Origin of the sequence: Pseudomonas sp. MBLB4136 (genome assembly GCF_051904765.1) — a bacterium.
In the GTDB taxonomy this organism is placed as follows: Bacteria; Pseudomonadota; Gammaproteobacteria; order Pseudomonadales; family Pseudomonadaceae; genus Aquipseudomonas.
Map to the genome: position 1 here is coordinate 2,124,059 of NZ_CP196713.1, position 25,621 is coordinate 2,149,679.

The 25,621-nt window shown below is 64.4% G+C and carries 19 protein-coding genes and 1 tRNA gene; 16 read left to right on the forward strand and 4 right to left on the reverse strand.

The genetic code is table 11. The annotated features are described in order from the left end of the window. Positions 1 to 8 precede the first annotated feature (8 nt). Both ACSX1D_RS09790 and ACSX1D_RS09795 read left to right on the forward strand, forming a co-directional pair. A complete protein-coding gene (locus ACSX1D_RS09790) occupies positions 9 to 1,058 on the forward strand; it encodes a chemotaxis protein CheB (protein ID WP_439862045.1) in 1,050 nt (349 codons plus the stop codon). Positions 1,059 to 1,060: 2 nt separating this feature from the next. Continuing rightward, complete coding sequence (locus ACSX1D_RS09795) at positions 1,061 to 4,636, forward strand: EAL domain-containing protein (protein WP_439862046.1); 3,576 nt, start codon at positions 1,061 to 1,063, stop codon at positions 4,634 to 4,636. Between the two features lie 117 nt (positions 4,637 to 4,753). On the opposite strand, the gene hutC is transcribed toward ACSX1D_RS09795, so the two are convergent. Next, on the reverse strand, positions 4,754 to 5,506 hold the full coding sequence (hutC, locus tag ACSX1D_RS09800) for a histidine utilization repressor (protein WP_439862047.1): 753 nt from the start codon (positions 5,504 to 5,506) through the stop codon (positions 4,754 to 4,756). Between the two features lie 95 nt (positions 5,507 to 5,601). Between hutC and ACSX1D_RS09805 the strand changes: the two genes are divergently transcribed. The 5 genes from ACSX1D_RS09805 (at position 5,602) to hutG (ending at position 12,690) form a co-directional block, all read left to right on the forward strand. After that, positions 5,602 to 6,963, forward strand: a complete 1,362-nt coding sequence (locus ACSX1D_RS09805) for a formimidoylglutamate deiminase (RefSeq protein ID WP_439862048.1) — start codon at positions 5,602 to 5,604, stop codon at positions 6,961 to 6,963. A 336-nt stretch (positions 6,964 to 7,299) separates the two neighbouring features. Continuing rightward, on the forward strand, positions 7,300 to 8,985 hold the full coding sequence (gene hutU / locus ACSX1D_RS09810) for a urocanate hydratase (RefSeq protein WP_439862049.1): 1,686 nt from the start codon (positions 7,300 to 7,302) through the stop codon (positions 8,983 to 8,985). Positions 8,986 to 8,987: 2 nt separating this feature from the next. Continuing rightward, entirely contained in the window at positions 8,988 to 10,520 is a 1,533-nt protein-coding gene (gene hutH, locus ACSX1D_RS09815) for a histidine ammonia-lyase (RefSeq protein ID WP_439862050.1), read from the forward strand. Between the two features lie 165 nt (positions 10,521 to 10,685). Further along, positions 10,686 to 11,897, forward strand: a complete 1,212-nt coding sequence (gene hutI, locus ACSX1D_RS09820) for an imidazolonepropionase (RefSeq protein ID WP_439862051.1) — start codon at positions 10,686 to 10,688, stop codon at positions 11,895 to 11,897. Further along, entirely contained in the window at positions 11,887 to 12,690 is an 804-nt protein-coding gene (hutG, locus tag ACSX1D_RS09825) for an N-formylglutamate deformylase (RefSeq protein ID WP_439862052.1), read from the forward strand. Before hutI ends, hutG begins: the two co-directional genes overlap by 11 nt. Before the next feature lie 131 nt (positions 12,691 to 12,821). Here the strand turns inward: hutG and ACSX1D_RS09830 are convergent, their stop codons facing one another. Further along, the gene (locus ACSX1D_RS09830) at positions 12,822 to 13,412 is read right to left on the reverse strand and encodes a HutD/Ves family protein (RefSeq protein WP_439862053.1); all 591 of its coding nucleotides are present in this window, start codon (positions 13,410 to 13,412) and stop codon (positions 12,822 to 12,824) included. A 702-nt stretch (positions 13,413 to 14,114) separates the two neighbouring features. Here ACSX1D_RS09830 and thrS point away from each other — a divergent pair. The 9 genes from thrS to ACSX1D_RS09875 all read left to right on the forward strand — a co-directional run bounded on the left by thrS (position 14,115) and on the right by ACSX1D_RS09875 (position 21,567). Beyond that, positions 14,115 to 16,037 carry a threonine--tRNA ligase gene (gene thrS, locus ACSX1D_RS09835; RefSeq protein ID WP_439862054.1) on the forward strand — a complete coding sequence of 641 codons (1,923 nt, stop codon included), beginning with the start codon at positions 14,115 to 14,117 and terminating at the stop codon, positions 16,035 to 16,037. Then, positions 16,037 to 16,588 (forward strand): translation initiation factor IF-3, encoded by a 552-nt coding sequence (gene infC / locus ACSX1D_RS09840; protein ID WP_208710254.1) that lies wholly within the window; start codon positions 16,037 to 16,039, stop codon positions 16,586 to 16,588. Before thrS ends, infC begins: the two co-directional genes overlap by 1 nt. A gap of 60 nt (positions 16,589 to 16,648) precedes the next feature. Next, positions 16,649 to 16,843, forward strand: coding sequence for a 50S ribosomal protein L35 (gene rpmI / locus ACSX1D_RS09845; protein ID WP_009394045.1), 195 nt, complete (start codon positions 16,649 to 16,651; stop codon positions 16,841 to 16,843). 28 nt (positions 16,844 to 16,871) lie between these two features. Continuing rightward, positions 16,872 to 17,228 (forward strand): 50S ribosomal protein L20, encoded by a 357-nt coding sequence (rplT, locus tag ACSX1D_RS09850; RefSeq protein ID WP_058069470.1) that lies wholly within the window; start codon positions 16,872 to 16,874, stop codon positions 17,226 to 17,228. Positions 17,229 to 17,323: 95 nt separating this feature from the next. After that, positions 17,324 to 18,340 carry a phenylalanine--tRNA ligase subunit alpha gene (gene pheS / locus ACSX1D_RS09855; RefSeq protein ID WP_439862055.1) on the forward strand — a complete coding sequence of 339 codons (1,017 nt, stop codon included), beginning with the start codon at positions 17,324 to 17,326 and terminating at the stop codon, positions 18,338 to 18,340. A gap of 39 nt (positions 18,341 to 18,379) precedes the next feature. After that, a complete protein-coding gene (pheT, locus tag ACSX1D_RS09860) occupies positions 18,380 to 20,758 on the forward strand; it encodes a phenylalanine--tRNA ligase subunit beta (RefSeq protein ID WP_439862056.1) in 2,379 nt (792 codons plus the stop codon). Positions 20,759 to 20,761: 3 nt separating this feature from the next. Further along, positions 20,762 to 21,064, forward strand: coding sequence for an integration host factor subunit alpha (ihfA, locus tag ACSX1D_RS09865; RefSeq protein WP_003243414.1), 303 nt, complete (start codon positions 20,762 to 20,764; stop codon positions 21,062 to 21,064). Further along, on the forward strand, positions 21,045 to 21,401 hold the full coding sequence (locus ACSX1D_RS09870; RefSeq protein ID WP_439862057.1) for a MerR family transcriptional regulator: 357 nt from the start codon (positions 21,045 to 21,047) through the stop codon (positions 21,399 to 21,401). Before ihfA ends, ACSX1D_RS09870 begins: the two co-directional genes overlap by 20 nt. An 89-nt stretch (positions 21,402 to 21,490) precedes the next feature. Then, a tRNA-Pro gene (locus ACSX1D_RS09875) sits at positions 21,491 to 21,567 on the forward strand. Positions 21,568 to 21,668: 101 nt separating this feature from the next. Here the strand turns inward: ACSX1D_RS09875 and ACSX1D_RS09880 are convergent. Both ACSX1D_RS09880 and ACSX1D_RS09885 read right to left on the reverse strand, forming a co-directional pair. Further along, on the reverse strand, positions 21,669 to 23,939 hold the full coding sequence (locus ACSX1D_RS09880; protein ID WP_439862058.1) for an ATP-dependent DNA helicase: 2,271 nt from the start codon (positions 23,937 to 23,939) through the stop codon (positions 21,669 to 21,671). Then, a complete protein-coding gene (locus ACSX1D_RS09885) occupies positions 23,936 to 25,576 on the reverse strand; it encodes a VRR-NUC domain-containing protein (RefSeq protein ID WP_439862059.1) in 1,641 nt (546 codons plus the stop codon). The genes ACSX1D_RS09880 and ACSX1D_RS09885 overlap by 4 nt, the downstream gene beginning before the upstream one ends. Positions 25,577 to 25,621: the final 45 nt, after the last annotated feature.

The window sequence follows — 25,621 nt, forward strand, 5'->3', positions numbered from 1 at the left end:
GAGCTGTCATGCGCGTACTGATTGTCGACGATTCGCCGGTGCTGCGCGTGCTGCTGCGCACGGTGCTGGAAAACGCCGGCTTCGAGGTGAGCGAAGCCGACAGCGGCGAGCAGGCCTTGCGCCTGCTGGCCGGCTATCAACCGGACATCATCACCATGGATGTGCACATGCCGGGCATGGATGGCTATGAAGCCACCGCGCGGATACTGGAAAAGTACGCACTGCCGGTGGTGGTATTGACCGCCAGCGCCAACCTGTACGGTGCCGCCACGGCCATGCATGCGCTGGAAGCCGGCGCCCTGGCCGTTCTGGAGAAGCCCCGTGGGCCTGGCGCGGCGAACTTCGAGGAGCGGGTCGAGGAACTGCTGGGCACCCTGCGCAACATGGCGCAGGTCAAGATAGTGCGGCGCCCGCGCACGTTGAAGAAGGGTGCGACGGCGGAAGGCAGCCCGCTCTATGCCGGGCGCCCGCGCCTGGTGGCAATCGCTGCCTCTGCCGGTGGTCCGGTGGCCCTGAAAGAGCTGCTGTCGCGCTTGACGGCCCAGCAGCCCTGGCCGTTGCTGCTGGCGCAGCATATTGCCGTGGGCTTTCTGGGCAGTTTCCGCGACTGGCTGGTAACCGTCTGCAAGTTGCCGGTGAGCGTCGCCGAGCACGGCCAGGCGCTGCAGCCCGGCAGGCTCTACCTCGCCCCGGACGGCCAGCATATGGGAATCAGCGACGACCTGCGGGTCCGCCTGCAGCCTCGAAACAGCGAGCTGTACTGCCCATCGGCCGACCATCTGTTTCGCAGCGTCGCCCAGCGCCTCGGCAGCGAGGCTATCGGTATCCAGCTTTCCGGCATGGGCCGGGACGGTGCCGAGGGCCTGGCCGAGCTGCACCGTGCCGGCGCGCTCACCATTGCCCAGAAACCCGAAAGTGCGCTGATCGATGCCATGCCGCTGGCGGCGATCCAGTTGCACGCGGCGCGCCAGGTGCTACCGCCCGAGGCGATTGCCGCCCTGCTCAATACCATTGCCTCGCGCGGTGCTGCCTACAACGCCCTGCCGAAAGGAGAGTAACCATGTTCACGGATGCTGAAATTCTCATCGTCGAAGACAGCCCGACCCAAGCTACCGAACTGCAGTTCCTGCTCGAGGCGGCTGGCTGCCAGACCCGAATCGCGCGCAACGGCGTGGAAGCCGTGGCCTGCCTGGCCGAGCGCCTGCCGACCATCGTCATCAGCGATATCGTCATGCCGGAGATGGACGGCTATGAGCTGTGCCGCCGGCTCAAGGGCGACCCGCGCACGGCGAACATTCCGGTGATCCTGGTCACCAGCCTGGCCGACGCTCGGGACGTGGTGCACGGCCTGGCGTGCGGCGCCGACAACTTCATCGTCAAGCCTTACGACGAGAAGTTCCTGATGTCGCGCATCCGCTATTTCGTGGTCAATCTCGAGCTGCGCAACAACGAGCGGGTGCAGATGGGCATGGAGGTGATGCTGGAGGGCGAGCGTCACTTCATCACCGCCAGCCGTCAGCAGATTCTCGACCTGCTGATCTCCACCTACGAGCAGGGCGTGCGGCTCAATAATGAGCTGCGCGCCAAGCACGATGAGTTGGCCCGCAGCAACTCGCTGCTCAACTGCCTGTTTCATTTCACCAGCGGCTTGAGCGAGGCCCAGAGCGAGCGTCACGTCATCGAGGCTGCCCTGGGGCGCATCCTAGAGTTCCCCAACGCGGTCGGTGCCTGGCTGCTGCTCAGCGATGCCGGCGAACCCGGTGGTGCGGTGCGCGTGGCCGGTACGCGCGGCCGTGCCGGCAGCAGCCAGTTCAATATGGAAAGGATGACGAGCTGCGTCCAGGAGTGCCCCTGCCGGCACGCCTGGCTGAGCGACCAGCTCAGCGTGCCGAGCAATATCGCCGGCTGTCCGGCCCTGGCGCAGATGACCGGACGCAGCCATGCCAGCATCCCGCTGCAGCTCGGTGGCGAGACCATTGGCATGCTCAATGTGGTGCGCAACCAGGGCCAGCCCTGGCCGGAGGATGCCCTCATCGCACTGGCCTCCATCGGTCGCCAGTTGGCCATGGCTCTGGGACGCGGGCGTCTGTTCGAGAGCCTGGAGCATCTGGTGGAGCAGCGCACCCGGGCACTGGCGCAGAGCGAGGCGCTGCTGCGCAAAATTCTCGACAACTTGCCGATCGGTGTGTCGGTGGCCGACAGTCAGGGCCGCCTGATTCTCAGCAACCCGGAGAACGGCCTGATCTGGGCCGGCCAGCAGCCGGCGGAATTGGCCGACTATGCACGCTACCAGGGCACCTGGGCCGAGCATGGCGAGCCGGTGCAGCTGGGCGACTGGCCCCTGGCCCGGGCCGTGCGTGAGGGCCAGACACTGCGCAACCAGGCGATCGATATCCGCGCGCCCGACGGCAGCCACAAGTCCACCCTCAGTTCGGCCGTGCCCTATCTGGACGAGCAGGGTGTGGTGCAGGGCGCCATCGCGGTGATCCAGGATATCAGCGAACAGCGTCAGCGCGACCTGGAGATTCGCATCCGCACTCAGGGGCTCGAGGCCAGCGTCAACGCAGTAGTCATCACCGACAACCAGCGCGAGGATCAGCCGATTGTCTACGTCAACCCGGCTTTCGAGCGCCTCACCGGCTACAGCAGCGAGGAGGTGCTCGGACGTAATTGCCGCTTCCTGCAGGGCACGGATCGCGAGCAGCCGGAGCTGGAGATGATCCGTCGCGCCTTGGGTGCACAGGAGGAGGGCTGGGCGGTATTACGCAACTACCGCAAGGACGGCTCCGTCTTCTGGAACAAGTTCAGCCTCGCTCCGGTGGTGAATGATCGCGGCAAGGTCAGCCATTTCGTCGGCTACTTGAATGACATCACCGAGGCCAAGCGCTATCAGGAAGAGTTGGAGCACCAGGCCAACCACGATGGCCTGACCGGCTTGCCCAACCGCAACCTGCTCAACGACCGCATCCGGCAGGCCATCGCGTTTGCGGGTCGCAAGCAGGGACGCTTTACCCTGGCCTTTATCGACCTGGACCACTTCAAGGTGGTCAACGACAGCCTCGGCCACAACGCCGGCGACCAGTTGTTGGTGCAGATGGCGGCGCGACTGCAGGCCTGCGTCCGGGAGACCGACACCGTGGCGCGCCTCGGCGGCGACGAGTTCGTCATCCTGCTGGCCGATGGCGGGCAGATCAACCAGAGCATCGACAGCCTGGAACGCCTCAAACAAAGCCTTGCCGAACCGCTGATGCTCGACGGCCAGGAGGTGGTGGTCGGTTGCAGCATCGGCTTCTGCTGCTTCCCCGAGGACGGCGAGGATCTCGACACCCTGTTGCGCCATGCCGATACCGCCATGTACCAGGCCAAGCATCAGGGCAGGAACCGCATCTGCGCCTTCACCCCGCGGATGAACGAGCAGATGCAGCGCCGCCTGCTGCTTGAGCGCGAGATCCGTCAGGCCCTGCAGTACAACGAGTTCCAGGTGGTCTACCAGCCGCAGCTGGATCTGCACAACGGGCGCTTGTGTGGTTTCGAGGCATTGGTGCGCTGGAGTCATGATGGCAAGACGGTGATGCCCGGTGAGTTCATCCCCTTGGCCGAGGAAACCGGGCTGATTGTCGACATCGATTTCCAGGTCTTCGATGTCGTCTGCCGGCAGCTGCAGCAGTGGAAGTACCTGCTGCTCAACGGCAGTATCGCGGTGAACTTCTCCGCCATCAGCTTCATGGCGCCCGACTTCGTCGAGCGCATCCAGGCCATCCTGCGCCAGCATGAGGTGGCGCCATCGCTGGTCAAGCTGGAAGTCACCGAGTCCATGCTGATGGCCAACGCCGATGAGGTGCTGGCCCGCATGCGCACTCTGATCGGCCTGGGAATTCGTTTCGCGATCGACGATTTCGGCACCGGTTACTCATCGCTGGGCTACCTCAAGCGTTTCCCCTTCAGCGAACTGAAGATCGACCGCAGCTTCGTCACCGACGTGCACCTGGACCCGGACAGCGCGTCCCTGGCGCGCTCGATGATCTCCATCGGCCACAACCTGGGCATCAAGGTGATCGCCGAGGGCGTGGAAAACGCCGAGCAACTGGGCTTTCTGCGCGCCGCCGGCTGTGACGAGTTGCAGGGCTATTACTACTCGCCACCGTTGCCGCCAGAGACCTGCCTGCAGTTCCTCGGCGAAAGCAGCGAGTTGGAACTGCCATCCATCCTGGCCGATGACGATCAGCACTATCTGCTGCTGATAGACGATGAGCCTGGGGTCATCCGGGCTCTGCAGCGTGAACTGCGCCAAGAGAACTACCGGATATTGGTGGCTCGGAACAGCGTGGAAGCGCTGAATCTGTTGGCGACCCATCCGGTGGATGTGGTGCTGACCGACCTGCGCCTGCCGGACATGAGCGGGGTGGAAATCCTGCGGCGCATCAGGATCCTTTATCCGGAAATCATCCGCATGGTGCTCAGCGGCTCCACCGAAGTGCGCAGTATCCTCAAGGCCATCAACGAAGGCGTCATCTACCGCTTCATCACCAAGCCCTGGGAAGCCGATGACCTGCGCAGCCAACTGCGCGAGGCCTTCGCCCATCGACAGTTGGTGCAGGAGCATCAGCGTATGCGTCAGCGCTTGCTGTGCGGGTGAAGCCTGCGCGTTCTCCATCTAACAGTGAGTGGCCATTGTCATGGCCGCATGGCCAGGCCATGTCCCCTCGGTTTTGATGGTGGCACGCGTTGACACCTGGCGCCGGGCTGAGCCGGCTTACGACTTGAAGCGGCCTTCCAGACGATGCCGTGAGCCGGGGTGGAGCAGGCGGGCCGTCGATACTGCCCGTTGCCCCGACCAGGTTCGCCGACGAATCAGCAGGCAGGGTTCGTGCTCGTCGACTTGCAGCAGGCGACACTCTTCCGGCTCGGCGAGTATCGCCTCGACCACGTGCTCGCCCTCGGTCAGTGGCGCCACTTTCGACAGGTAGGCGTAAGGGGTGAGCTGGGTGAAGTCCTGCTTGAGGTAGTCGGGCGCCAGCAGGGCGTTGACGTAGCGGTCCTCGAGCTGGATCGGCAGGTCATTCTCGTAGTGCACGATGATCGAGTGAAAGACTTCCTGGCCTTCGCGCAGCTCCAGGGCCTGGGCGGTCTCGTGGCTGGCGGGCTCCTGGTCCAGGCTGACCAGCCGGCTGTGGTAGCGGTTGCCGCGCGCCGCAATCTCGTCGGCTATGTTGTTCACGGCAAACAGCGCCGAGTGACCCTTCGGCTCGGCGACGAAGGTGCCCACGCCCTGCATGCGGGTGAGCAAGCCGTCGTTGGTCAGTTCGCGCAGCGCGCGGTTGATGGTCATGCGACTGAATCCAAGCTCCTCGACCAGCTCGCTTTCCGATGGCACCCGGTGGTGCGGAGGCCAGGTGCCGCTCTTGATCTGCTGGATGATCAGTTGCTTGACCTGGGCGTAGAGCGGTGCCGGAGCATCGCTGAGCTGGGAGGCCAGGGTGGCAGGCTTGGATTCGATGTTTGCCATGTAACGTTCCTTGCTGTTCGGAGCCGTCGTTTACAGTAGTCGCTAAGGTCTGTATATGTATATACAAATAAAGGCCAGTACTTAGGACGATCATTATGCCTGCATTTTTCGCCCCTCGCGCATTGCTTGTCGAAGGCTGGGCGCAGAACGTGCGCCTCGATGTCGACGCCGGCGGTTGCCTGGAACGCATCACTATCAATGGTTCGGACGAGGGCGCGCAGCGGCTCGCCGGCCCGGTGCTGCCAGGCATGCCGAATCTGCACTCCCATGCCTTCCAGCGGGCGATGGCCGGTTTGGCCGAGGTGGCGGCGAATCCGAATGACAGCTTCTGGACCTGGCGTGACCTGATGTACCGGTTGGTCGAGCGCCTGGACCCGGAGCAGTTCGAGGTCATCGCCCGGCAGCTGTATATCGAGATGCTCAAGTGCGGCTATACCAGCGTGGCCGAATTCCACTATGTGCACCATGACGGCCGCGGTCAGGCCTATGCCGATCCGGCGGAGCTGGCCCTGCGCATCAGTAAGGCGGCGCGCGACGCCGGCATCGGCCTGACGTTGCTGCCCGTGCTCTACTCCCATGCCGGCTTTGGCGGGCAGGCGCCGAGTGACGCGCAGCGGCGCTTCATTCACAGCACCGACAGCTACCTCAGCCTGATCGAGCGTCTGCGTCCCGAACTGGACGGGCAGCCCTCGCAACACTTGGGCCTGTGTTTCCACTCGCTGCGTGCGGTGACCCCGGAGCAGATCGCCGCTGTGCTCGGTGCTGACAAGGGCGCCTGCCCGATTCATATCCATATCGCCGAGCAGCAGAAAGAGGTCAGCGACTGTTTGGCCTGGAGTGGCCGCCGACCGTTGCAGTGGCTTTTCGAGCACGTTTCGGTGGATCAGCGCTGGTGCCTGGTGCACGCCACCCATGCCGATGCGCAGGAGGTCGGCAGCATGGCCCGCAGCGGGGCGGTCGCGGGCCTGTGCCTGACGACGGAAGCGAACCTGGGCGATGGCATCTTTCCGGCGGTGGACTACCTCGCCCAGGGCGGGCGGCTGGGCATCGGTTCGGACAGCCATGTCTCGGTGAGCGTGGCCGAGGAGTTGCGTTGGCTCGAGTACGGCCAGCGGCTGCGCGACCAGAAGCGCAACCGCATCTATCGCGGCGACCAGCCGATGATCGGCCGCAGCCTGTTCGATGCCGCCACTGGCGGCGGCGCCCAGGCGCTCGGCCAGCCGGTCGGCGCGCTGGCGGTCGGCAAGCGCGCCGACCTGCTGGTGCTCGACGGCGATGACCCGTACATCGCCACGGCCGAGGGGGATGGGATTCTCAATCGCTGGCTGTTTGCCGGCGGCGATCGGCAGGTGCGTGATGTGCTGGTCGCCGGGCGCTGGGTGATCCGCGAGGGTCGCCATGCCGCTCAGGAGTCGACCCAGCAGGCCTTTGCCCAGGTGCTTCGCCAGATGGCCTGATGCCCAGGGCTGATGTTCCAGCGCAGCGCCGGGCAGTGCTTGCGCGGCGTTGCGGCTCCTGTGTGCAGTGGACTGGTGAGTGAATCGCGCATTGCGCCGCGGGTGCTATCACCCGTCGGGTTGTCCGGGAGAGGGCGCTGCTCAGGGCCTGCCGCCGCCCGAGGCGTTCGCGGCGGGGCGCCAAAGCATACGAGAAGAATGTGCTGTCCGCTCAGGTGTCGAGGTCCGGAGAAAGCACTTGATATGAGTTGTATATACATGCTTACATATCGACATGCCTTGCTGTGAGGCCCGAGTGTGCCCAGGCGGGCGGCACTATTTACTGGAGGATTTCTTGTGAGCAATTCGAGCCGTTTTCGTGATGTCGAAATCCGCGCGCCGCGCGGCACTCAGCTGAACGCCAAGAGCTGGTTGACCGAGGCGCCGCTGCGCATGCTGATGAACAATCTCGATCCGGAAGTGGCGGAGAACCCCAAGGAGCTGGTGGTGTACGGCGGCATCGGCCGCGCCGCGCGCAACTGGGAGTGCTTCGACGCCATCGTCGAGTCGCTCAAACAGCTGAACGACGACGAGACCCTGCTGGTGCAGTCGGGCAAGCCGGTCGGCGTGTTCAAGACCCACAGCAATGCGCCGCGGGTGCTGATCGCCAACTCCAACCTGGTGCCGCACTGGGCCACCTGGGAGCACTTCAACGAACTGGACGCCAAGGGCCTGGCCATGTACGGCCAGATGACCGCTGGCTCCTGGATCTACATCGGCAGCCAGGGCATCGTCCAGGGCACCTACGAGACCTTCGTCGAGGCCGGTCGCCAGCACTACGGCGGCGACCTCAAGGGCCGCTGGGTGCTCACCGCCGGTCTCGGCGGCATGGGTGGCGCCCAGCCGCTGGCCGCGACCCTGGCCGGCGCCTGCTCGCTGAACATCGAGTGCCAGCAGAGCCGCATCGACTTCCGCCTGAAGACCCGCTACGTCGATGAGCAGGCCCAGGACCTGGACGACGCCCTGGCACGCCTCGACAAGTATTGCGCCGAGGGCAAGGCCATCTCCATCGCCCTGTGCGGCAACGCCGCCGAGATTCTTCCGGAACTGGTCAAGCGCGGCGTGCGGCCGGACATGGTCACCGACCAGACCAGCGCCCACGATCCGCTCAACGGCTACCTGCCGCTCGGCTGGACCTGGGAGCAGTACCGCGAGCGCGCCCAGAGCGAGCCGGCCGCGGTGGTCAAGGCGGCCAAGCAATCGATGGCCGTGCACGTGCAGGCCATGCTGGACTTCCAGAAGCAGGGCGTGCCGACCTTCGACTACGGCAACAACATCCGCCAGATGGCGCTGGAGGAGGGCGTCGAGCATGCCTTCGACTTCCCCGGCTTCGTCCCGGCCTATATCCGCCCGCTGTTCTGCCGCGGCATCGGCCCGTTCCGCTGGGCGGCCCTGTCGGGCGATGCGCAGGACATCTACAAGACCGACGCCAAGGTCAAGGAACTGATCCCGGACGATGCCCACCTGCACCACTGGCTGGACATGGCCCGCGAGCGCATCAGCTTCCAGGGCCTGCCGGCGCGCATCTGCTGGGTCGGCCTGGGCCAGCGCGCCAAGCTTGGTCTGGCCTTCAACGAGATGGTCCGCAGCGGCGAGCTGAGCGCACCGGTGGTGATCGGCCGCGACCACCTGGACTCCGGTTCGGTGGCCAGCCCCAACCGCGAGACCGAGTCGATGCGGGACGGCTCCGACGCCGTCTCCGACTGGCCGCTGCTCAACGCCTTGCTGAACACCGCCAGCGGCGCCACCTGGGTCTCGCTGCACCATGGCGGCGGCGTCGGCATGGGCTTCTCCCAGCATTCCGGCGTGGTGATCGTCTGTGACGGCAGCGACGAGGCGGCCGAGCGCATCGCCCGCGTGCTGCACAACGACCCGGCCACCGGGGTGATGCGTCACGCCGATGCCGGCTATCCGATCGCCATCGACTGCGCCCGTGAACAGGGCCTCAATCTGCCAATGATTACCCCGGTAAAAGGAGCCTGAACATGAGCGCCCTGAACATTCTGCCCGGCCAGCTGACCCTGGCCCAGTTGCGCCAGGTCCACCAGGGTCCGGTGACCGTCAGCCTGGACGCGAGCGCCAGTGAGGCCATCGAGGCCAGCGTCGCCTGCGTCGAGCAGGTGCTGGCCGAGAAACGCACCGTCTATGGCATCAACACCGGTTTCGGTCTGCTGGCGTCGACCCGCATCGCCAGCGAGGACCTGGAGAACCTGCAGCGCTCGCTGGTGCTGAGTCACGCCGCCGGCGTCGGCCAGCCCATCGACGACGCCCTGGTGCGGCTGATCATGGTGCTCAAGGTCAACAGCCTGGCCCGTGGCTTCTCCGGCATCCGCCGGGTGGTGATCGATGCGCTGATCGCCCTGATCAACGCCGAGGTCTACCCGCATATCCCGCTCAAGGGCTCGGTCGGCGCCTCCGGCGACCTGGCGCCCCTGGCGCACATGTCCCTGGTGCTGCTCGGTGAGGGCAAGGCGCGCTACCAGGGCGAATGGCTGCCGGCCACCGAGGCCCTGGCGGTCGCCGGCCTGGAGCCGCTGACCCTGGCGGCCAAGGAAGGGCTGGCGCTGCTCAACGGCACCCAGGCCTCCACCGCCTACGCCCTGCGCGGGCTGTTCGAGGCCGAGGACCTGTTCGCCGCGGCGCTGGTCTGCGGCGGCCTCAGCGTCGAGTCGATGCTGGGCTCGCGCTCACCCTTCGATGCGCGTATCCATGCGGCCCGCGGCCAGCGCGGCCAGATCGACGCGGCCGCGGCCTATCGCGACCTGCTCACGCCGAGCACCGAGATCTCCCAGTCCCACGCCCAGTGCGACAAGGTGCAGGATCCCTATTCGCTGCGCTGCCAGCCCCAGGTGATGGGCGCCTGCCTGACGCAGATCCGCCAGGCCGCCGAGGTGCTCGCCACCGAGGCCAACGCGGTGTCCGACAACCCGCTGGTGTTCGCCGCCGAAGGGGACATCATCTCCGGTGGCAACTTCCACGCCGAGCCGGTGGCCATGGCCGCCGACAACCTGGCCCTGGCCATCGCAGAGATCGGCTCGCTGTCCGAGCGGCGCATCTCGTTGATGATGGACAAGCACATGTCGCAGCTGCCGCCGTTCCTGGTGGCCAATGGCGGGGTCAACTCCGGGTTCATGATCGCCCAGGTCACCGCCGCGGCGCTGGCCAGCGAGAACAAGGCGCTGTCCCATCCGCACAGCGTCGACAGCCTGCCGACCTCGGCCAACCAGGAAGACCATGTGTCCATGGCTCCGGCCGCCGGCAAGCGCCTGTGGGAAATGGCCGACAACGTGCGCGGCATCCTCGCCGTGGAGTGTCTGGGTGCCTGCCAGGGCCTGGATTTCCGCGAAGGCCTCAAGAGCTCGGCGAAGCTGGAGCAGGCGCGCCATGTCCTGCGCGAGCGGGTGCCACACTACAAGGAAGACCGCTTCTTCGCCCCGGACATCGAGGCGGCCAGCGAGCTGTTGGCGTCTCGCTGCCTGACTGCGCTGGTGCCGGCGAAGCTGCTGCCCAGCCAGTGAGCCGCGACGCAGGGTGCGCGCCTGTCCCGGTGTGCACCCTGCGTCCGCGCTTGGGTTTCGTCGAGTGGGGCGGCCGCGAGGCGGCTCCAGGCTCGATCCTCTCATTGCCGGCGCTCGATCCACCGGAGCGGCGCCGGCCCGGAACTTAGCGAGGAGCCAATCGCCATGCTTCGTCTGTGGTTCAACTGCCACGCCGCCACCATGGCCGGCGGCAATTACTCGATCATCGAGGATGCGGCGCTGGTCACCCGTGGCGCCCTGATCGAGTGGATCGGCCCGCATGCCCAGTTGCCGGCCGCTGACTACGCCGAGCGCATCGACCTGGGCGGCAAATGGCTGACCCCGGGGCTGATCGACTGCCACACCCACCTGGTGTTCGGTGGTGATCGCAGCGCCGAATTCGAGCAGCGTCTGCAGGGCATCAGCTATGCCGAGATCGCCGCCGCCGGCGGGGGTATCGCCAGCACCGTGCGCGCGACCCGCGCCGCCAGCGAAGATGAGTTGCTGGAGGCCGCGACGCAGCGCCTGCGCGGCCTGCTGCGTGAAGGCGTGACCACGGTGGAGATCAAGTCCGGCTACGGCCTCGACCTGGCCAGCGAGGGCAAGATGCTGCGGGTCGCCCGCCGCCTCGGCGAGCGCCTGCCGGTTACGGTCAAGGCCACCTGCCTGGCGGCCCATGCGCTGCCGCCGGAATTCGCCGGCCGCGCCGACGACTACATCGAGCTGGTCTGCAGCGAGATGCTGCCGGCCCTGGCGGCGGAAGGGCTGGTCGATGCGGTCGACGCGTTCTGCGAGCACCTGGCCTTCTCGCCGGCGCAGGTCGAGCGGGTGTTCCAATGCGCCCAGGAGCTGGGTCTGCCGGTCAAGCTGCATGCCGAGCAGCTGTCTTCGCTGCACGGCTCGAGCCTGGCGGCCCGCTATGGCGCGCTGTCGGCCGATCACCTGGAGTTCATGGACGAGTCCGACGCCCGGGCCATGGCTGCCGCCGGCAGCGTGGCGGTGCTGCTGCCCGGCGCCTTCTACTTCCTGCGCGAGACTCAACTGCCGCCGCTGCAGGCACTGCGCGAGCAAGGCGTGGCCATGGCGATCGCCAGCGACCTCAACCCCGGCACCTCGCCGGCGCTGTCGCTGCGGCTGATGATGAACATGGCCTGCACCCTGTTCCGCATGACCCCGGAAGAGGCCCTGGCCGGCGTCACCCTGCATGCCGGCAAGGCGCTGGGGCTGGCCGACAGCCATGGCAGCCTGGAGGTCGGCAAGTTCGCCGATTTCGTCGCCTGGGATATCGAGCGGCCGGCCGAGCTGGCCTATTGGCTGGGTGGCGAGCTGGATAAACGGGTGATTCGCCATGCCGAGGAAGTGACCGATGTCCTATAGCAATGATGCTTTCGAGTTCAGTCCCGGCCGGGTGCCGCTGCTGATCAGCATGCCCCACGCCGGCCTGCGCCTGACCCCGGCGGTCGAGGCGGGCCTGGTCGAGCAGGCCCGCGGCCTGCCGGACACCGACTGGCATATCCCGCGGCTCTATGACTTCGCCGCCGAGCTGGGTGCCAGCACCCTGGCCGCCGGCTACTCGCGCTACGTGGTCGACCTCAACCGCCCGGCGGACGACAAGCCCCTGTACGCCAGCGCGACCACCGGGCTGTTCCCCGCGACCCTGTTCGATGGCGCCCCCTTGTTCCGCGACGGCCTAGAGCCGTCAGGCGCGGAGCGGGCCTGTTACCTGGAGGAAATCTGGGCGCCGTACCATCGCACCCTGGCGGCCGAGCTGGCGCGCCTGCGCAGCGAGTTCGGCTACGCGTTGCTGTTCGATGCCCACTCGATCGCCTCCCGGGTGCCGCGCCTGTTCGATGGCCGCCTGCCGGACTTCAACCTGGGCAGCAACGACGGCGCCAGTTGCTCCCCGCAGTTGGCGGGCCAACTGCAGCAGGTCTGCGCCGCTGCGGAAGGCTACAGCCAGGTGCTCAACGGACGCTTCAAGGGCGGCTACATCACCCGCCACTACGGCAGCCCGGCCGACGATATCCACGCCATCCAGCTGGAGCTGGCGCAGTGCACCTATATGGATGAGGCGCCGCCCTACGGCTACCGAACCGACCTGGCCGAACCCGTGCGTGTGGTGCTGCGCCGGTTGCTTGAGGCCCTGCTGCACTGGGGCAAGACGCACTAAGGGTATTAGGTATCAAGGAGCGTGCCGAGACCTGTCTCCTGGCACCGCGGTCTCGCCTGCCGCGGCGTGTTTTTTTTGGAAGGAGGACTGCGTCACGCAAGTACGCTGGGGCGGGTTTGACGTTGCAAGCCTCAGCGGCGGCTGAGTTCGATCAGGCAGCATCGGGCGTCTGCGTGGCCTTCGAGGCGCAGTTCGGCGATCCCTGCCGGGCGTTCGATCTGCAGGCAGTCATGGTGTTCCAGGCTGCCGCACGCCGCGCCATCGAGCCGGGCGTCCATCTCGCCACCGGCCGCGAACAGCAGCAGGGTCGTGGCACTGGTATGGATCCGCTGCGCGCTGCCCATGGGCAGCCATTGCAGGCGTGCGCTGAGGCGCGCTGGTGAGTAGATCAGGTTGAAGTCGCGAATGGCGCCCTGCAGCAGATGGCAATGCACGTGGCTGTCCCCTGAGAAGGCAAAGGGCTCGAACGCCAGCAGCGGGGCAGAGGGCAGGCCGTCCACCTCCAGGCGCATGCCTGCGCCTTCCAGCACGCTGATGACTCGCTGGTAGCCGCTGAACGACGAGAAGCCGTTGGATTCACCGATATCGGCAATGGACAGGCGCCAGCCAAAGCCATCCAGCCCCTCGCCGCCGTCGCGCGCCACCTCGAGCGTGGAGCCCAGGCCGTTCTTCCAGGGCGTGGATACATAGGTGGAGGCTCGATAGAGCTGCGTGCGGTTCATGGACTTACGGATTCCTCTGTGTGGGCGGGTGGCTTCGCTGTAGTGGAATGAATGAGAAGGTCGCCGAGTGCAACTGCGTTGGGCGGGGCGCTCGGTATGCCGGGGCTGAAATGCTCGCCATCCGGTCCGCAGCAGGCGCGGATGTCCGGATTTTATATAGATATTTATATGTATATACAAGTGGCGGGTGCGGGTTTGTGATCCGTGATTGGCAGGCTTTCCAATTGGAGGCATTGACGGTCGGGCTGGCCATTACATGCGCGATCAGCGGGCCGCTACAGTCGAGTTCCAGCCTGGGCCTTGATTGAAAAATCAATGCTAAGTTATTGATTCCGCTGTGGTAGAGTGCGCCCTTCGCTGATGCCCTTGGAGACACCCTTCTCTTTGAGATCAGTAGGTTAGGCGCTGCTAGCCGTCACCCTGAGAGGGTGGGGCGTTGCTTCGAAAGCAATTGCGCCTGACAAATTCGCTAGAAAGGTCGCTGATGCGACCCTTTTTTATTGGGCGGCTTGCCAGTCAGGTGGCTTTCTGGAAGCATCCCGTTTTTGTTCGTTATTGCATTGACCTCCAGTGACTCTGGTTCGGTTTCGGTTGGCTCGCGAGCTCCTGTCACTGTAAGGCAGGCATACCGCCGGATCGCTTACTGGCTCATCCCAACCCATGTGGCCTTTGGTAGAGGTCACCACTAGGAGAGGAGGCGCCATGCCAACCATTACTCTTCCCGACGGCAGTCAGCGTTCGTTCGATCACCCGGTCACCGTGGCCGAGGTGGCGCAATCCATTGGCGCGGGCCTGGCCAAGGCCACCGTGGCCGGCAAGGTCAATGGCAAGCTGGTCGATGCCTGCGATCCGATCACTGCCGACGCGACCCTGCAGATCATCACGCCTAAGGATGAAGAGGGCCTGGAGATCATTCGGCACTCCTGTGCCCACCTGATCGGTCATGCGGTCAAGCAGTTGTTTCCCACGGCCAAGATGGTCATCGGCCCGGTCATTGACGAAGGCTTCTACTACGACATCGCCTACGAGCGCCCCTTTACGCCGGATGACGTGGCCGCCATCGAGCAGCGCATGCAGCAGCTGATCGAGAAGGACTATGACGTCATCAAGAAGGTCACTCCGCGCGCCGAGGTCATCGAGGTCTTCCAGTCCCGCGGCGAGGACTACAAGCTGCGCCTGGTCGAGGACATGCCGGACGAGCAGGCCATGGGCCTGTATTACCACGAAGAATACGTCGACATGTGCCGTGGCCCGCACGTGCCGAATACCCGCTTTCTCAAGTCCTTCAAGCTGACCAAGCTGTCCGGTGCCTACTGGCGCGGCGATGCCAAGAACGAACAGCTGCAGCGCGTCTACGGCACCGCCTGGGCGGACAAGAAGCAGCTGGCGGCCTATATCCAGCGCATCGAGGAGGCCGAAAAGCGCGATCATCGCAAGATCGGCAAGCGTCTGAACCTGTTCCATACCCAGGAAGAGGCGCCGGGCATGGTGTTCTGGCACCCGAACGGCTGGACCCTGTACCAGGTGCTCGAGCAGTACATGCGCAAGGTGCAGCGTGAGCATGGCTATCTGGAGATCAAGACGCCGCAGGTGGTCGATCGCTCCCTGTGGGAGAAGTCCGGGCACTGGGCCAACTACGCCGAGAACATGTTCACCACCGAGTCGGAAAGTCGCGATTACGCGATCAAGCCGATGAACTGCCCGTGCCACGTGCAGGTGTTCAACCAGGGCTTGAAGAGCTACCGCGAGCTGCCGATGCGTCTGGCCGAGTTCGGTGCCTGTCACCGTAACGAGCCGTCCGGCGCCTTGCACGGCATCATGCGCGTGCGCGGCTTCACCCAGGACGATGCGCACATCTTCTGCACCGAAGAGCAGATGCAGGCGGAGTCGGCGGACTTCATCAAGCTGACCCAGGCGGTCTATGCCGATTTCGGTTTCTCGGACATCCAGCTCAAGCTGTCGACCCGTCCGGAAAAGCGCGTGGGCTCCGATGAATTGTGGGACCGTGCCGAGGCCGCGCTGGCCGCTGCATTGGAGAGCGCCGGCCTGCCTTATGATCTGCAGCCGGGCGAGGGGGCCTTCTACGGGCCGAAGATCGAATTCTCGCTGAAGGACTGTCTCGGCCGGGTCTGGCAGTGTGGTACCCTGCAGCTCGATTTCAACCTGCCAGTCCGTTTGGGGGCAGAGTTCGTCAGCGAGGACAACAGCCGCAAGCATCCGGTGATGCTGCACCGTGCCATTCTCGGTTCGTTCGAGCGCTTCATCGGCATTCTGATCGAGCACTACGAAGGTGCGTTCCCGGCTTGGCTGGCGCCGACCCAGGCGGTGGTGATGAATATCACCGACAAGCAGGCCGAATTTGCCCTCGATGTCGAAAAAACTCTGGCTCAAAGCGGTTTTCGTGCCAAGTCCGACTTGAGAAACGAAAAAATCGGCTTTAAAATCCGCGAGCATACTTTGCTCAAGGTTCCCTATCTCTTGGTTATTGGAGATCGGGAGGTTGAGACGCAAACTGTCGCCGTGCGTACCCGTGAAGGTGCTGACCTGGGCTCCATGCCCGTCGCCCAATTCGCTGATTTCCTCGCGCAGGCGGTTTCCCGGCGTGGTCGCCAAGATTTGGAGTAATCATTATTAAGCGTGAAATGAGACAAGATAAACGAACTGCACCGAAGGCCCCGATCAACGAGAATATCTCGGCACGCGAGGTTCGGTTAATTGGCGCTGAGGGCGAGCAGATTGGCATCGTCTCTATTGATGAAGCGCTTCGCGTGGCTGAAGAAGCCAAGCTGGATCTGGTAGAAATTTCTGCCGACGCCGTACCTCCGGTTTGCCGGATCATGGACTACGGCAAGCACCTGTTCGAAAAGAAGAAGCAGGTCGCGGCGGCGAAGAAGAATCAGAAGCAAGTCCAGATCAAAGAAATCAAGTTTCGTCCAGGGACGGAGGAAGGGGATTACCAGGTAAAACTACGCAACCTGGTACGTTTCCTTAGTGAGGGGGACAGGGCCAAGGTATCCTTGCGATTCCGTGGCCGTGAGATGGCCCATCAGGAGCTGGGCATGGAGTTGTTGAAGCGGGTCGAAAACGACCTCGCCGAATACGGCTCGGTTGAACAGCATCCGAAGATGGAAGGACGCCAGCTGATCATGGTCATCGCCCCCAAAAAGAAGAAGTAACCACCAGGGCACGGCAGGCCTTGCGGTTATGTTTATCCACTGAATGCGGAGTATCCGAACATGCCAAAGATGAAAACCAAGAGCGGTGCAGCGAAGCGTTTTTTGAAAACCGCTTCCGGCTTCAAGCACAAGCACGCTTTCAAGAGCCACATCCTGACCAAAATGTCCACCAAGCGTAAGCGTCAACTGCGCGGTAGCAGCTTGCTGCACCCGTCTGACGTGGCAAAGGTGGAGCGCATGCTGCGCGTTCGTTAATTCGGTCAAGGTTTAGAGGAAATTACTCATGGCTCGTGTAAAGCGCGGCGTTATCGCTCGTAAGCGTCACAAAAAAATTCTGAAACTCGCTAAAGGCTACTACGGTGCGCGCTCGCGCGTATTCCGCGTCGCCAAGCAGGCAGTGATCAAGGCAGGCCAGTACGCCTACCGCGACCGCCGTCAGCGCAAGCGTCAGTTCCGTGCCCTGTGGATCGCTCGTATCAACGCTGGTGCGCGTGTCAACGGTCTGTCCTACAGCCGTCTGATCGCTGGCCTGAAAAAAGCGTCCATCGAGATCGACCGTAAGGTTCTGGCTGATCTGGCAGTGAACGAAAAAGCGGCGTTTGCTGCGATTGTCGAGAAAGCGAAAGCCGTACTGGCTTAAGTCCCCGACAATCACCGGGCTCGCCCGGTGCTAAACGTCACCAATAGGGGAAGAGCCTTCAAGCTCTTCCCCTATTTCGTATCTGGAGTCTGTAAATGGAAAATCTGGATGTGCTGGTCTCGCAAGCGCTTGAGGCCGTTAGCCACACCGACGATGTGAGCGCCCTGGAGCAGTTGCGGGTTCACTATCTGGGCAAGAAGGGCGAGCTGACTCAGGTGATGAAGACCCTGGGCAATCTGTCGGCGGAAGAGCGTCCGCAAGCCGGCGCGCTGATCAACGCGGCCAAGGACAAGGTCCAGGACGCGCTGAACACCCGCAAGACGGCGCTCGAGCAAGCCGCACTGGGCGCCAAGCTCGCCGCCGAACGCATCGACGTGACCTTGCCGGGCCGCGGCCAGGCCTCCGGTGGTCTGCATCCGGTTACCCGGACTCTGGAGAGGGTCGAGCAGTTTTTCACCCGGATAGGCTACGGCATCGCCGAAGGCCCCGAAGTGGAAAACGACTATCACAACTTCGAGGCGCTCAATATCCCCGGCCATCATCCGGCGCGGGCGATGCATGACACCTTCTATTTCAACGCGAACATGTTGCTGCGCACCCACACCTCGCCGGTGCAGGTGCGCACCATGGAGTCGCAGCAGCCGCCGATCCGCATTGTCTGCCCTGGCCGCGTGTATCGCTGCGACTCGGATATCACCCACTCGCCGATGTTCCACCAGGTCGAGGGGCTGCTGGTCGACGAAGGCGTCAGCTTCGCCGACCTCAAGGGCACTATCGAAGAGTTTCTTCGAGTGTTCTTCGAAAAGCCGCTGGGCGTGCGCTTCCGTCCTTCCTTCTTTCCCTTCACCGAGCCTTCGGCGGAAGTCGATATGCAGTGCGTGATGTGCAGCGGCAAAGGCTGCCGCGTGTGCAAGCAGACCGGCTGGCTGGAAGTGATGGGCTGCGGCATGGTCCATCCGAACGTGCTGCGCATGTCCGGCATCGATCCCGAGAAGTACCAGGGCTTCGCCTTTGGCATGGGCGTAGAACGCCTCGCCATGCTGCGCTACGGCGTCAACGACTTGCGCCTGTTCTTCGATAACGACCTGCGATTCCTGGCGCAATTTCGCTAGAGCCGCACGACCGTAACCGAATTGTTTTAGGAGAGCAGGATGAAATTCAGTGAACAATGGCTGCGTACCTGGGTAAACCCACAGGTTTCACGCGATGAGCTGGTCGCGCGCCTTTCGATGGCCGGTCTCGAGGTCGACAGCGTAACGCCGGCCGCCGGTGCATTCAGTGGCATCGTGGTGGGCGAGGTGCTGGCCACCGAGCAGCATCCAGATGCCGACAAGCTGCGCGTGTGCCAGGTGAGCAATGGCGCGGAAACCTTTCAGGTCGTGTGTGGCGCGCCGAACGTGCGCCCGGGCCTGAAGATTCCCTTCGCCATGATCGGGGCAGAGCTGCCTGGCGACTTCAAGATCAAGAAGGCCAAGCTGCGCGGCGTCGAGTCCAACGGCATGCTCTGTTCGGCGTCCGAGCTGCAGATCAGCGATGACAACGACGGCCTGATGGAGCTGCCGGGCGATGCGCCGGTCGGCCAGGATATTCGGACCTATCTGTCGCTCGATGATGCGAGCATTGAGGTCGACCTGACCCCCAACCGCGGCGACTGCCTGTCCCTGGCCGGTCTGGCTCGTGAGGTCAGCGCCCTGTACGGGGCGCCGGTCACGCGTCCGGCGATCAATGCCGTCGCGCCGAGTCATGATGAAGTGCGTCCGGTCGAGGTGCTGGCCACCCAGGCCTGTCCGCGTTACCTGGGGCGCGTGCTGCGCAATGTCGACCTGTCCCGGCCGACGCCGCTGTGGATGGTCGAGCGTCTACGCCGCGCCGACGTGCGCAGCATCGATGCGGCTGTCGACGTCACCAACTATGTGATGCTCGAGCTCGGCCAGCCGATGCACGCCTTCGACCTGGCGGAAATCAATGACGGCATTCGCGTGCGCATGGCCGAGGAGGGCGAGAAACTGGTCCTGCTCGACGGCCAGGAAGTCAGCCTGCGGGCCGATACACTGGTTATCGCCGACCACCAGCGGGCTCTGGCGATCGCCGGCGTGATGGGCGGCGAGCACAGTGGTGTCAGCGCAAAGACCCGCGACCTGTTCCTCGAAAGCGCCTTCTTCGACACCATCGCCATTGCCGGCAAGGCACGCTCCTATGGTCTGCACACTGATTCCTCGCACCGTTTCGAGCGCGGTGTGGACTCTCGACTGGCGCGCGAGGCCATGGAGCGGGCAACTGCCTTGCTGCTGGAAGTCGTCGGTGGCGAGCCTGGGCCGATCATCGAGGTGGTCGATTCGGCACAACTGCCGAGCGTGGAGCCGATCACCCTGCGCGCCGAGCGCATCGAGCAAATGCTCGGCCTGAAGATGGAGAGCGCAGAGATCGAGCGGCTCCTCAGCGCGCTAGGCCTGGGTATCAGTGCTAGCGGGGAAGGGCAGTGGCGAGTCGAAGTGCCCAGCCATCGATTCGATATCAGTCTGGAAGTCGACCTGATCGAAGAGCTCGGGCGCTTGTACGGTTACAACCGTCTGCCAGTGCGCTATCCGCGGGCGCGTCTGGCGCCGCAGCCGAAGGCCGAGGCGGCAGTCGAGCTGCCCGCCCTGCGCCGGCTGCTGGTAGCGCGGGGCTATCAGGAGGCCATCACCTACAGCTTCATCGATCCCAAGCTGTTCGAGCTGTTCAACCCGGGTGTCGAGCCGCTGATGCTGGCTAATCCGATCTCCGCCGATATGGCCGCCATGCGTTCGTCGTTGTGGCCGGGCCTGGTCAAGGCACTGGAGCACAACCTCAATCGCCAGCAGTCGCGTGTGCGCCTGTTCGAGAGTGGTCTGCGTTTCGTCGGGCAATTGGCAGATCTGAAACAGGAGGCGATGCTGGCTGGCGTCGTTGCTGGTAGCCGCTTGCCGGAAGGCTGGGCGCACGGCCGCGATGGCGTGGACTTTTATGACGTCAAGGCCGACGTCGAGGCGCTGTTGGCCAGTGCCGGCGCGGCAGATGGCTTTAGGTTCGTGGCGGGTGAGCATCCCGCTCTGCATCCGGGCCAAACCGCACGTATCGAGCGTGATGGTCGATTGGTCGGCTTCCTTGGGGCGATTCATCCCGAGTTGGGCAAGGCCCTGGGGCTCGATCAGCCGGTCTACCTGTTCGAGTTGCTGTTGAGCGAAGTCATCGAAGGTCGCCTGCCGGCGTTCCGCGAACTGTCGCGCTTCCCGGAGGTGCGCCGCGACCTGGCCTTGCTGGTCGATCGCGAAGTGCCGGCCGAGGCACTGCTGGCGGCCATTCGGGAGGCGGCGGGGGAGTGGTTGACCGACCTCAGGCTATTTGACCTGTATCACGGTAAAGGCATTGATCCGCATAGAAAAAGCCTTGCCGTCGGCTTGACCTGGCAGCATCCATCGCGCACTCTTAATGATGACGAGGTGGGAACCACAACGCAGAATATCCTCACCTCCCTGGAACAAAGGTTCAACGCCACGTTAAGGAAGTAGCGTATGGGGGCTCTGACGAAAGCTGAAATGGCGGAACGTCTGTATGAAGAGCTAGGCCTGAATAAACGGGAAGCCAAGGAGTTGGTCGAACTGTTCTTCGAAGAGATCCGCCAAGCGCTGGAACTCAACGAGCAGGTCAAGCTCTCGGGGTTCGGCAACTTCGATCTGCGCGATAAGCGTCAGCGCCCCGGTCGTAATCCAAAAACGGGAGAGGAAATTCCGATCACGGCCCGCCGTGTGGTGACTTTCCGTCCAGGCCAGAAACTTAAAGCCAGGGTTGAGGCTTATGCTGGAACCAAGTCATAACGACGAACTACCTGCCATTCCCGGCAAGCGGTATTTCACGATCGGCGAGGTTAGCGAGCTCTGTGCGGTAAAGCCGCACGTCCTGCGCTATTGGGAACAGGAGTTCCCCCAGCTCAACCCGGTCAAGCGTCGCGGCAATCGGCGTTACTATCAGCGACAGGATGTGCTGATGATTCGCCAGATCCGTGCGCTGCTGTACGACCAGGGCTTCACCATCGGCGGGGCGCGACAGCGCCTTTCCGGAGATGAGGCCAGGGATGACACCACTCAGTACAAGCAGCTGATCAAGCAGATGATCGCTGAGCTGGAAGATGTCCTAATGGTCCTTCGAAAGTAGCGAGCGATTCAAAAAAGTTTCCATATTTCAGAAGCTTAGTGTATAGTTCGCGACGTTTTCAGATCAAAGAAAACAGAATCACGCCTAGTCGGGGCGTAGCGCAGCCTGGTAGCGCACTTGCATGGGGTGCAAGGGGTCGAGTGTTCGAATCACTCCGTCCCGACCATATATCAAAATGAAAAGGCCCGGTTCGGAAACGACCGGGCTTTTTCATGTCCGCATTCAGGTCGATTTGTTCGCTCGGCAACCTCATGCGCCGCAGTGCGACTAGAACCTGAAGCTCGTCAGCTGCCACCAGTCCGGCAGCAGTCGTCGGGTCTGCGCCTGGGCGAAGCGGTCGTCCAGCAGGTAGACCACGCCCTCGTCCTCGGTGGTGCGAATCACCCGGCCGGCGGCCTGCACCACCTTCTGCAGCCCCGGGTAGAGGTAGGCGTAGTCGTAGCCGTTGCCGAACATCTGCTCCATGCGCGCCTTGATTTCCTCGTTGATCTCGTTGACCTGCGGCAGGCCCAGGGTGGCGATGAAGGCGCCGATCAGGCGCTTGCCCGGCAGGTCGATGCCCTCGCCGAAGGCGCCGCCCAGCACGGCGAAGCCAATCCCGTGGGAGTGCTCGGTGAAACGGTCGAGGAAGGCCTGGCGGTTGAGTTCGTTCATGCTGCGCGACTGGTGGAGGGTCGGCACCTCGGGATGCAGGGTCCTGAACAGGTCCAGCACCTGCTGCAGGTAGGCATAGCTGCTGAAGAAGGCCAGGTAGTTGCCGGGCTTGGCGCGGTATTGCTCGGCCATGATGCGGCAGATGGGGGCGAGGCTGGATTCGCGGTGCGGGTAGCGGGTCGACAGGTTGCGCACGATGCGCACGTCCAGCTGCTCGGCGGAAAAGGGCGAGGCTACGTTCAGCCACTGGGTCTCTTCGGGCAGGCCGAGCAGGTCGCGGTAGTAGTCGGCCGGCTGCAAAGTGGCGGAGAACAGGGTGGTGCTGTGGGCGGTGTCGAAGCGTTCGGCGAGGAACACCGCCGGCACCACGTTGCGCAGGCACAGGTCGGCGCTGGGGAAGGTGCCCTGGGCATCGTTGCGGGTGATGTCGAACAGCGAGTGGGGGCCGTAGGCTTCGGCCAGCCGGCAGAACAGCGAGGCGTCCATGTAGAACTGCAGCAGCGAGCGTTCGTTGTTGTTGTTGTTCTGATCGGTCAGGTGGTCCTTGATCGCGCCCACCGCCTTGTTCAGCGCCGCGACGTACAGGTCGGGCAGGGCGGGGTAGATCTGGTAGGGCAGCGCCTGGTCCTGATGCAGCTGATGCCAGTGCCGGGCGACCCGCTCCAGGGCGCCCTTCAACCGGGCCGGCGCCGCCGTGCACAGGGCGTGGAAGTCGTCCTGGATCAGCTCGGCGGTGTACATGCCGCGGCCGCGTTCGATCAGGTTGTGGGCCTCGTCGACCAGCAGGGTGACGCGCCAGTCGTACTGCAGGGTCAGGCCGTAGAGCAGGGCGCTGATGTCGAAGTAGTAGTTGTAGTCGCAGACCACCACGTCGGCCCAGTGGCACAGCTCCTGGCTCAGGTAGTAGGGGCAGATGTGATGGGCCAGGGCCACTGCGCGCACGTCCTGCTGGGTCAGCCAGCGGCGCTCGACGGCGGCCTGGCGGGCAGCGGCCAGGCGGTCGTAGAAGCCCTTGGCCAGCGGGCAGGAATCGCCGTGGCAGGACTTGTCCGGGTGTTCGCAGGCCTTGTCGCGAGCCACATGCTCGAGCACCCGCAGCGACATCTGCTCCTCCTGCCTGCGCAAGCTGGCCAGGGCGTCCAGGGCCAGGCGCCGGCCCGGGGTCTTGGCGGTCAGGAAGAACAGGCGGTCGAGCTTCTGCGCGGGAAAGGCCTTCAGCTGGGGGAACAGGGTGCCAAGCGTCTTGCCGATGCCGGTGGTGGCCTGGGCCAGCAGGGTGTGACCGTCCCGGGCCGAGCGGTAGACGTTCTCGGCCAGCTGGCGCTGGCCATGCCGGAACGCGGGGTAGGGAAAGCGCAGGCGCTCCAGGCTGTGGTCGCGGGCGCTGCGGTGCAGGCCCTCCTGCTCGGCCCAGGCGATGAAGCGGCTGCACTGCAGGTTGAAGAACGCCTGCAGGTCCTCGGCGCCGAAGCGCTCGCGCAGGACCGTTTCCTGCTGGGTCACGACATTGAAATACACCACCGCCAGCTCGACCTCGGCGAGCTCGTAGTTCAGGCACAGCAGCCAGCCGTAGACCTTGACCTGGGCCCAGTGCAGCAGCCGGTGGTTGTGCGGGATGCGCGCCACGTCGCCGCGGTGGGTCTTGATCTCTTCCAGCAGGTTGCTTTCGGGGTCGTAGCCGTCGGCCCGGCCGCTGACCAGCAGGCCGGGGAAGGCGCCGGCCAGCGGCAGTTCGGCGATATAGTCCGGGCCGCGGCGGCTGACCACGGTCTGGTGTCCGGCGATGCCCTCCTGCGCCGAGGGCGAGGGGGTGAAGCGCAGGTCCAGGTCGCCCTCCTTGGCGGTGAACTCGCAGAGGGCGCGTACCGCCACGGCGTAGCTCATGGCTGTGCCCACTGCACGTAGCAGACCTCGACCGGCATGCCCTGCTCGGCGCAGAACTCGAGCCAGCGCTTCTGGTTGTCCTGCAGGCGATCGCCGGGGCCTTTCACCTCGATCATCCGATAGCGCTGTTCGCCCGGGTAGAACTGGATTAGATCGGGCATGCCGGCGCGGTTGGCCTTGAGGTCGCGCAGCAGGCGCTGGCAGCAGGCCTTCAGGTGCGCCGCCGGAATGCAGGCCAGGGCCTGTTCCAGCAGTTCCTCGCCGAGCATGCCCCAGAACACGAACGGCGACTGGGTGCCGAACTTGTCGCGGTACAGGGTGCGGATGTGCGCCTGATAAGCGTACGAATCCAGGCGCGCCAGGCAGGTGGCGAACAACGCCTCGCGCCGCGGCTGAAAATCGGCGCTGAGCAGGTCCGCCGGGCCGCTCTGGAACGGATGGAAGAAGGCCCCCGGCAGCGGCGCGAACACCGCCTCCCAGCACAGCAGGCCGAACAGGCTGCAGATCAGGGTGTTCTCCACGTAGTGCACCGGAGCGTGATCGCGATGCAGGTGCTCGCGCACCGCGTGCTCGACGCCGCCGACCTCGGGCTGGGCCAGGGTCAGCTCGATGCGCGCCTCCGCTACCACGGCCCGGCGCTTGGCCGCTGGCAGGCCCAGCTTGCGTTGCAGGCGTGGCAAGGCGCGTTGCACCTGCTGGCTTTCCTGATCGTGGCGCGGCGCGGCGTCGACCTGCAGGGCGAGGGCATGGGCCTCGGCGTGGCGCTCGAGCTTCTCCAGCACGCGGATCCGCCGCCAGCGGGCATCGCCGTAGTCCGAGCGCCGATAGAGGGCCAGGGCCTGCTCGAACTCGGCCTGTCTTTCCAGGTGCTGGGCGAACTGGAACAGCAACTTGGCGTGGCGCGACTGCAGGTAGGGATTGGCCGAGGCGAAGGACGACAGGGTGGCCAGCATGTCATCGATGGCCTCGCCGGATTCGAAGCGCAGGCGCTGCTCGCGCAGCAACAGGTAGTCCTCCAGGTCCTGGCGACTGCGGAAGGCCCGCGAATCCGCGGTGATGGCCACGGGCTCGTAGCGCAGTACGCCCAGCTCGGCCAGCACGAACTCGGACCAGTCCTGGCTGAGGTTGCCGAAAAACAGCAGGCGCAGGCGGTTGCACAGCTCGCCGATGGTCAGGCTGTACAGGCTGTCCGCCAACCCAGGGCACCAGTGGGCGAAAGGTTGCGGCTTGTGCTCCGCCTCGAGCAGCTGTTCGAGCAGTTCACTCTTCTTCAGCGAGGCACGGCGGTCGGCCAGTGGCAGGTGGGTGAGCAGCTCGTCCTTGCGCAGCAGGGCGACGACCTCCTCGGTCGTGAGCAGCGCGCTGTCGGTCAGCCAGCCGAGGGCCAGCAGTTGCGCCGCCGGGGCCTGGATGTCGCCGATTTCGACATAGCTCAGCTTGCTCGCGCGAAAGTGCGGGCCCTTGCGCATCACCAGGCGTACCAGCAGGGCCTGGGCGGCCAGGTCCAGTCCGGCAAAGTGCTGGATAAACGCCTGCTCCGCGTCGCTCAGCAGGTCCCGATAGCGTTCGTCGATCCAGGCGAGGGCGGACCGGAAGTTGCTCAGGTAATAGAAGTCGGCGGAGAGGGCGGTTGGCATGGCGGGCTTGGCTGGATTTCTGTCCAGCATTCTGCGTGTGCCGCT

Coding starts and splice junctions, on each gene's coding strand:
- thrS (WP_439862054.1), top strand. CDS start 14,115: ATGCCAACCATTACTCTTCCCGACGGCAGTCAGCGTTCGTTCGATCAC.
- hutC (WP_439862047.1), bottom strand. CDS start 5,506: ATGGCAAACATCGAATCCAAGCCTGCCACCCTGGCCTCCCAGCTCAGC.
- ihfA (WP_003243414.1), top strand. CDS start 20,762: ATGGGGGCTCTGACGAAAGCTGAAATGGCGGAACGTCTGTATGAAGAG.
- rpmI (WP_009394045.1), top strand. CDS start 16,649: ATGCCAAAGATGAAAACCAAGAGCGGTGCAGCGAAGCGTTTTTTGAAA.
- ACSX1D_RS09805 (WP_439862048.1), top strand. CDS start 5,602: ATGCCTGCATTTTTCGCCCCTCGCGCATTGCTTGTCGAAGGCTGGGCG.
- hutG (WP_439862052.1), top strand. CDS start 11,887: ATGTCCTATAGCAATGATGCTTTCGAGTTCAGTCCCGGCCGGGTGCCG.
- pheS (WP_439862055.1), top strand. CDS start 17,324: ATGGAAAATCTGGATGTGCTGGTCTCGCAAGCGCTTGAGGCCGTTAGC.
- hutH (WP_439862050.1), top strand. CDS start 8,988: ATGAGCGCCCTGAACATTCTGCCCGGCCAGCTGACCCTGGCCCAGTTG.
- ACSX1D_RS09870 (WP_439862057.1), top strand. CDS start 21,045: ATGCTGGAACCAAGTCATAACGACGAACTACCTGCCATTCCCGGCAAG.
- ACSX1D_RS09830 (WP_439862053.1), bottom strand. CDS start 13,412: ATGAACCGCACGCAGCTCTATCGAGCCTCCACCTATGTATCCACGCCC.
- rplT (WP_058069470.1), top strand. CDS start 16,872: ATGGCTCGTGTAAAGCGCGGCGTTATCGCTCGTAAGCGTCACAAAAAA.
- ACSX1D_RS09880 (WP_439862058.1), bottom strand. CDS start 23,939: ATGAGCTACGCCGTGGCGGTACGCGCCCTCTGCGAGTTCACCGCCAAG.
- hutI (WP_439862051.1), top strand. CDS start 10,686: ATGCTTCGTCTGTGGTTCAACTGCCACGCCGCCACCATGGCCGGCGGC.
- pheT (WP_439862056.1), top strand. CDS start 18,380: ATGAAATTCAGTGAACAATGGCTGCGTACCTGGGTAAACCCACAGGTT.
- ACSX1D_RS09885 (WP_439862059.1), bottom strand. CDS start 25,576: ATGCCAACCGCCCTCTCCGCCGACTTCTATTACCTGAGCAACTTCCGG.
- ACSX1D_RS09795 (WP_439862046.1), top strand. CDS start 1,061: ATGTTCACGGATGCTGAAATTCTCATCGTCGAAGACAGCCCGACCCAA.
- ACSX1D_RS09790 (WP_439862045.1), top strand. CDS start 9: ATGCGCGTACTGATTGTCGACGATTCGCCGGTGCTGCGCGTGCTGCTG.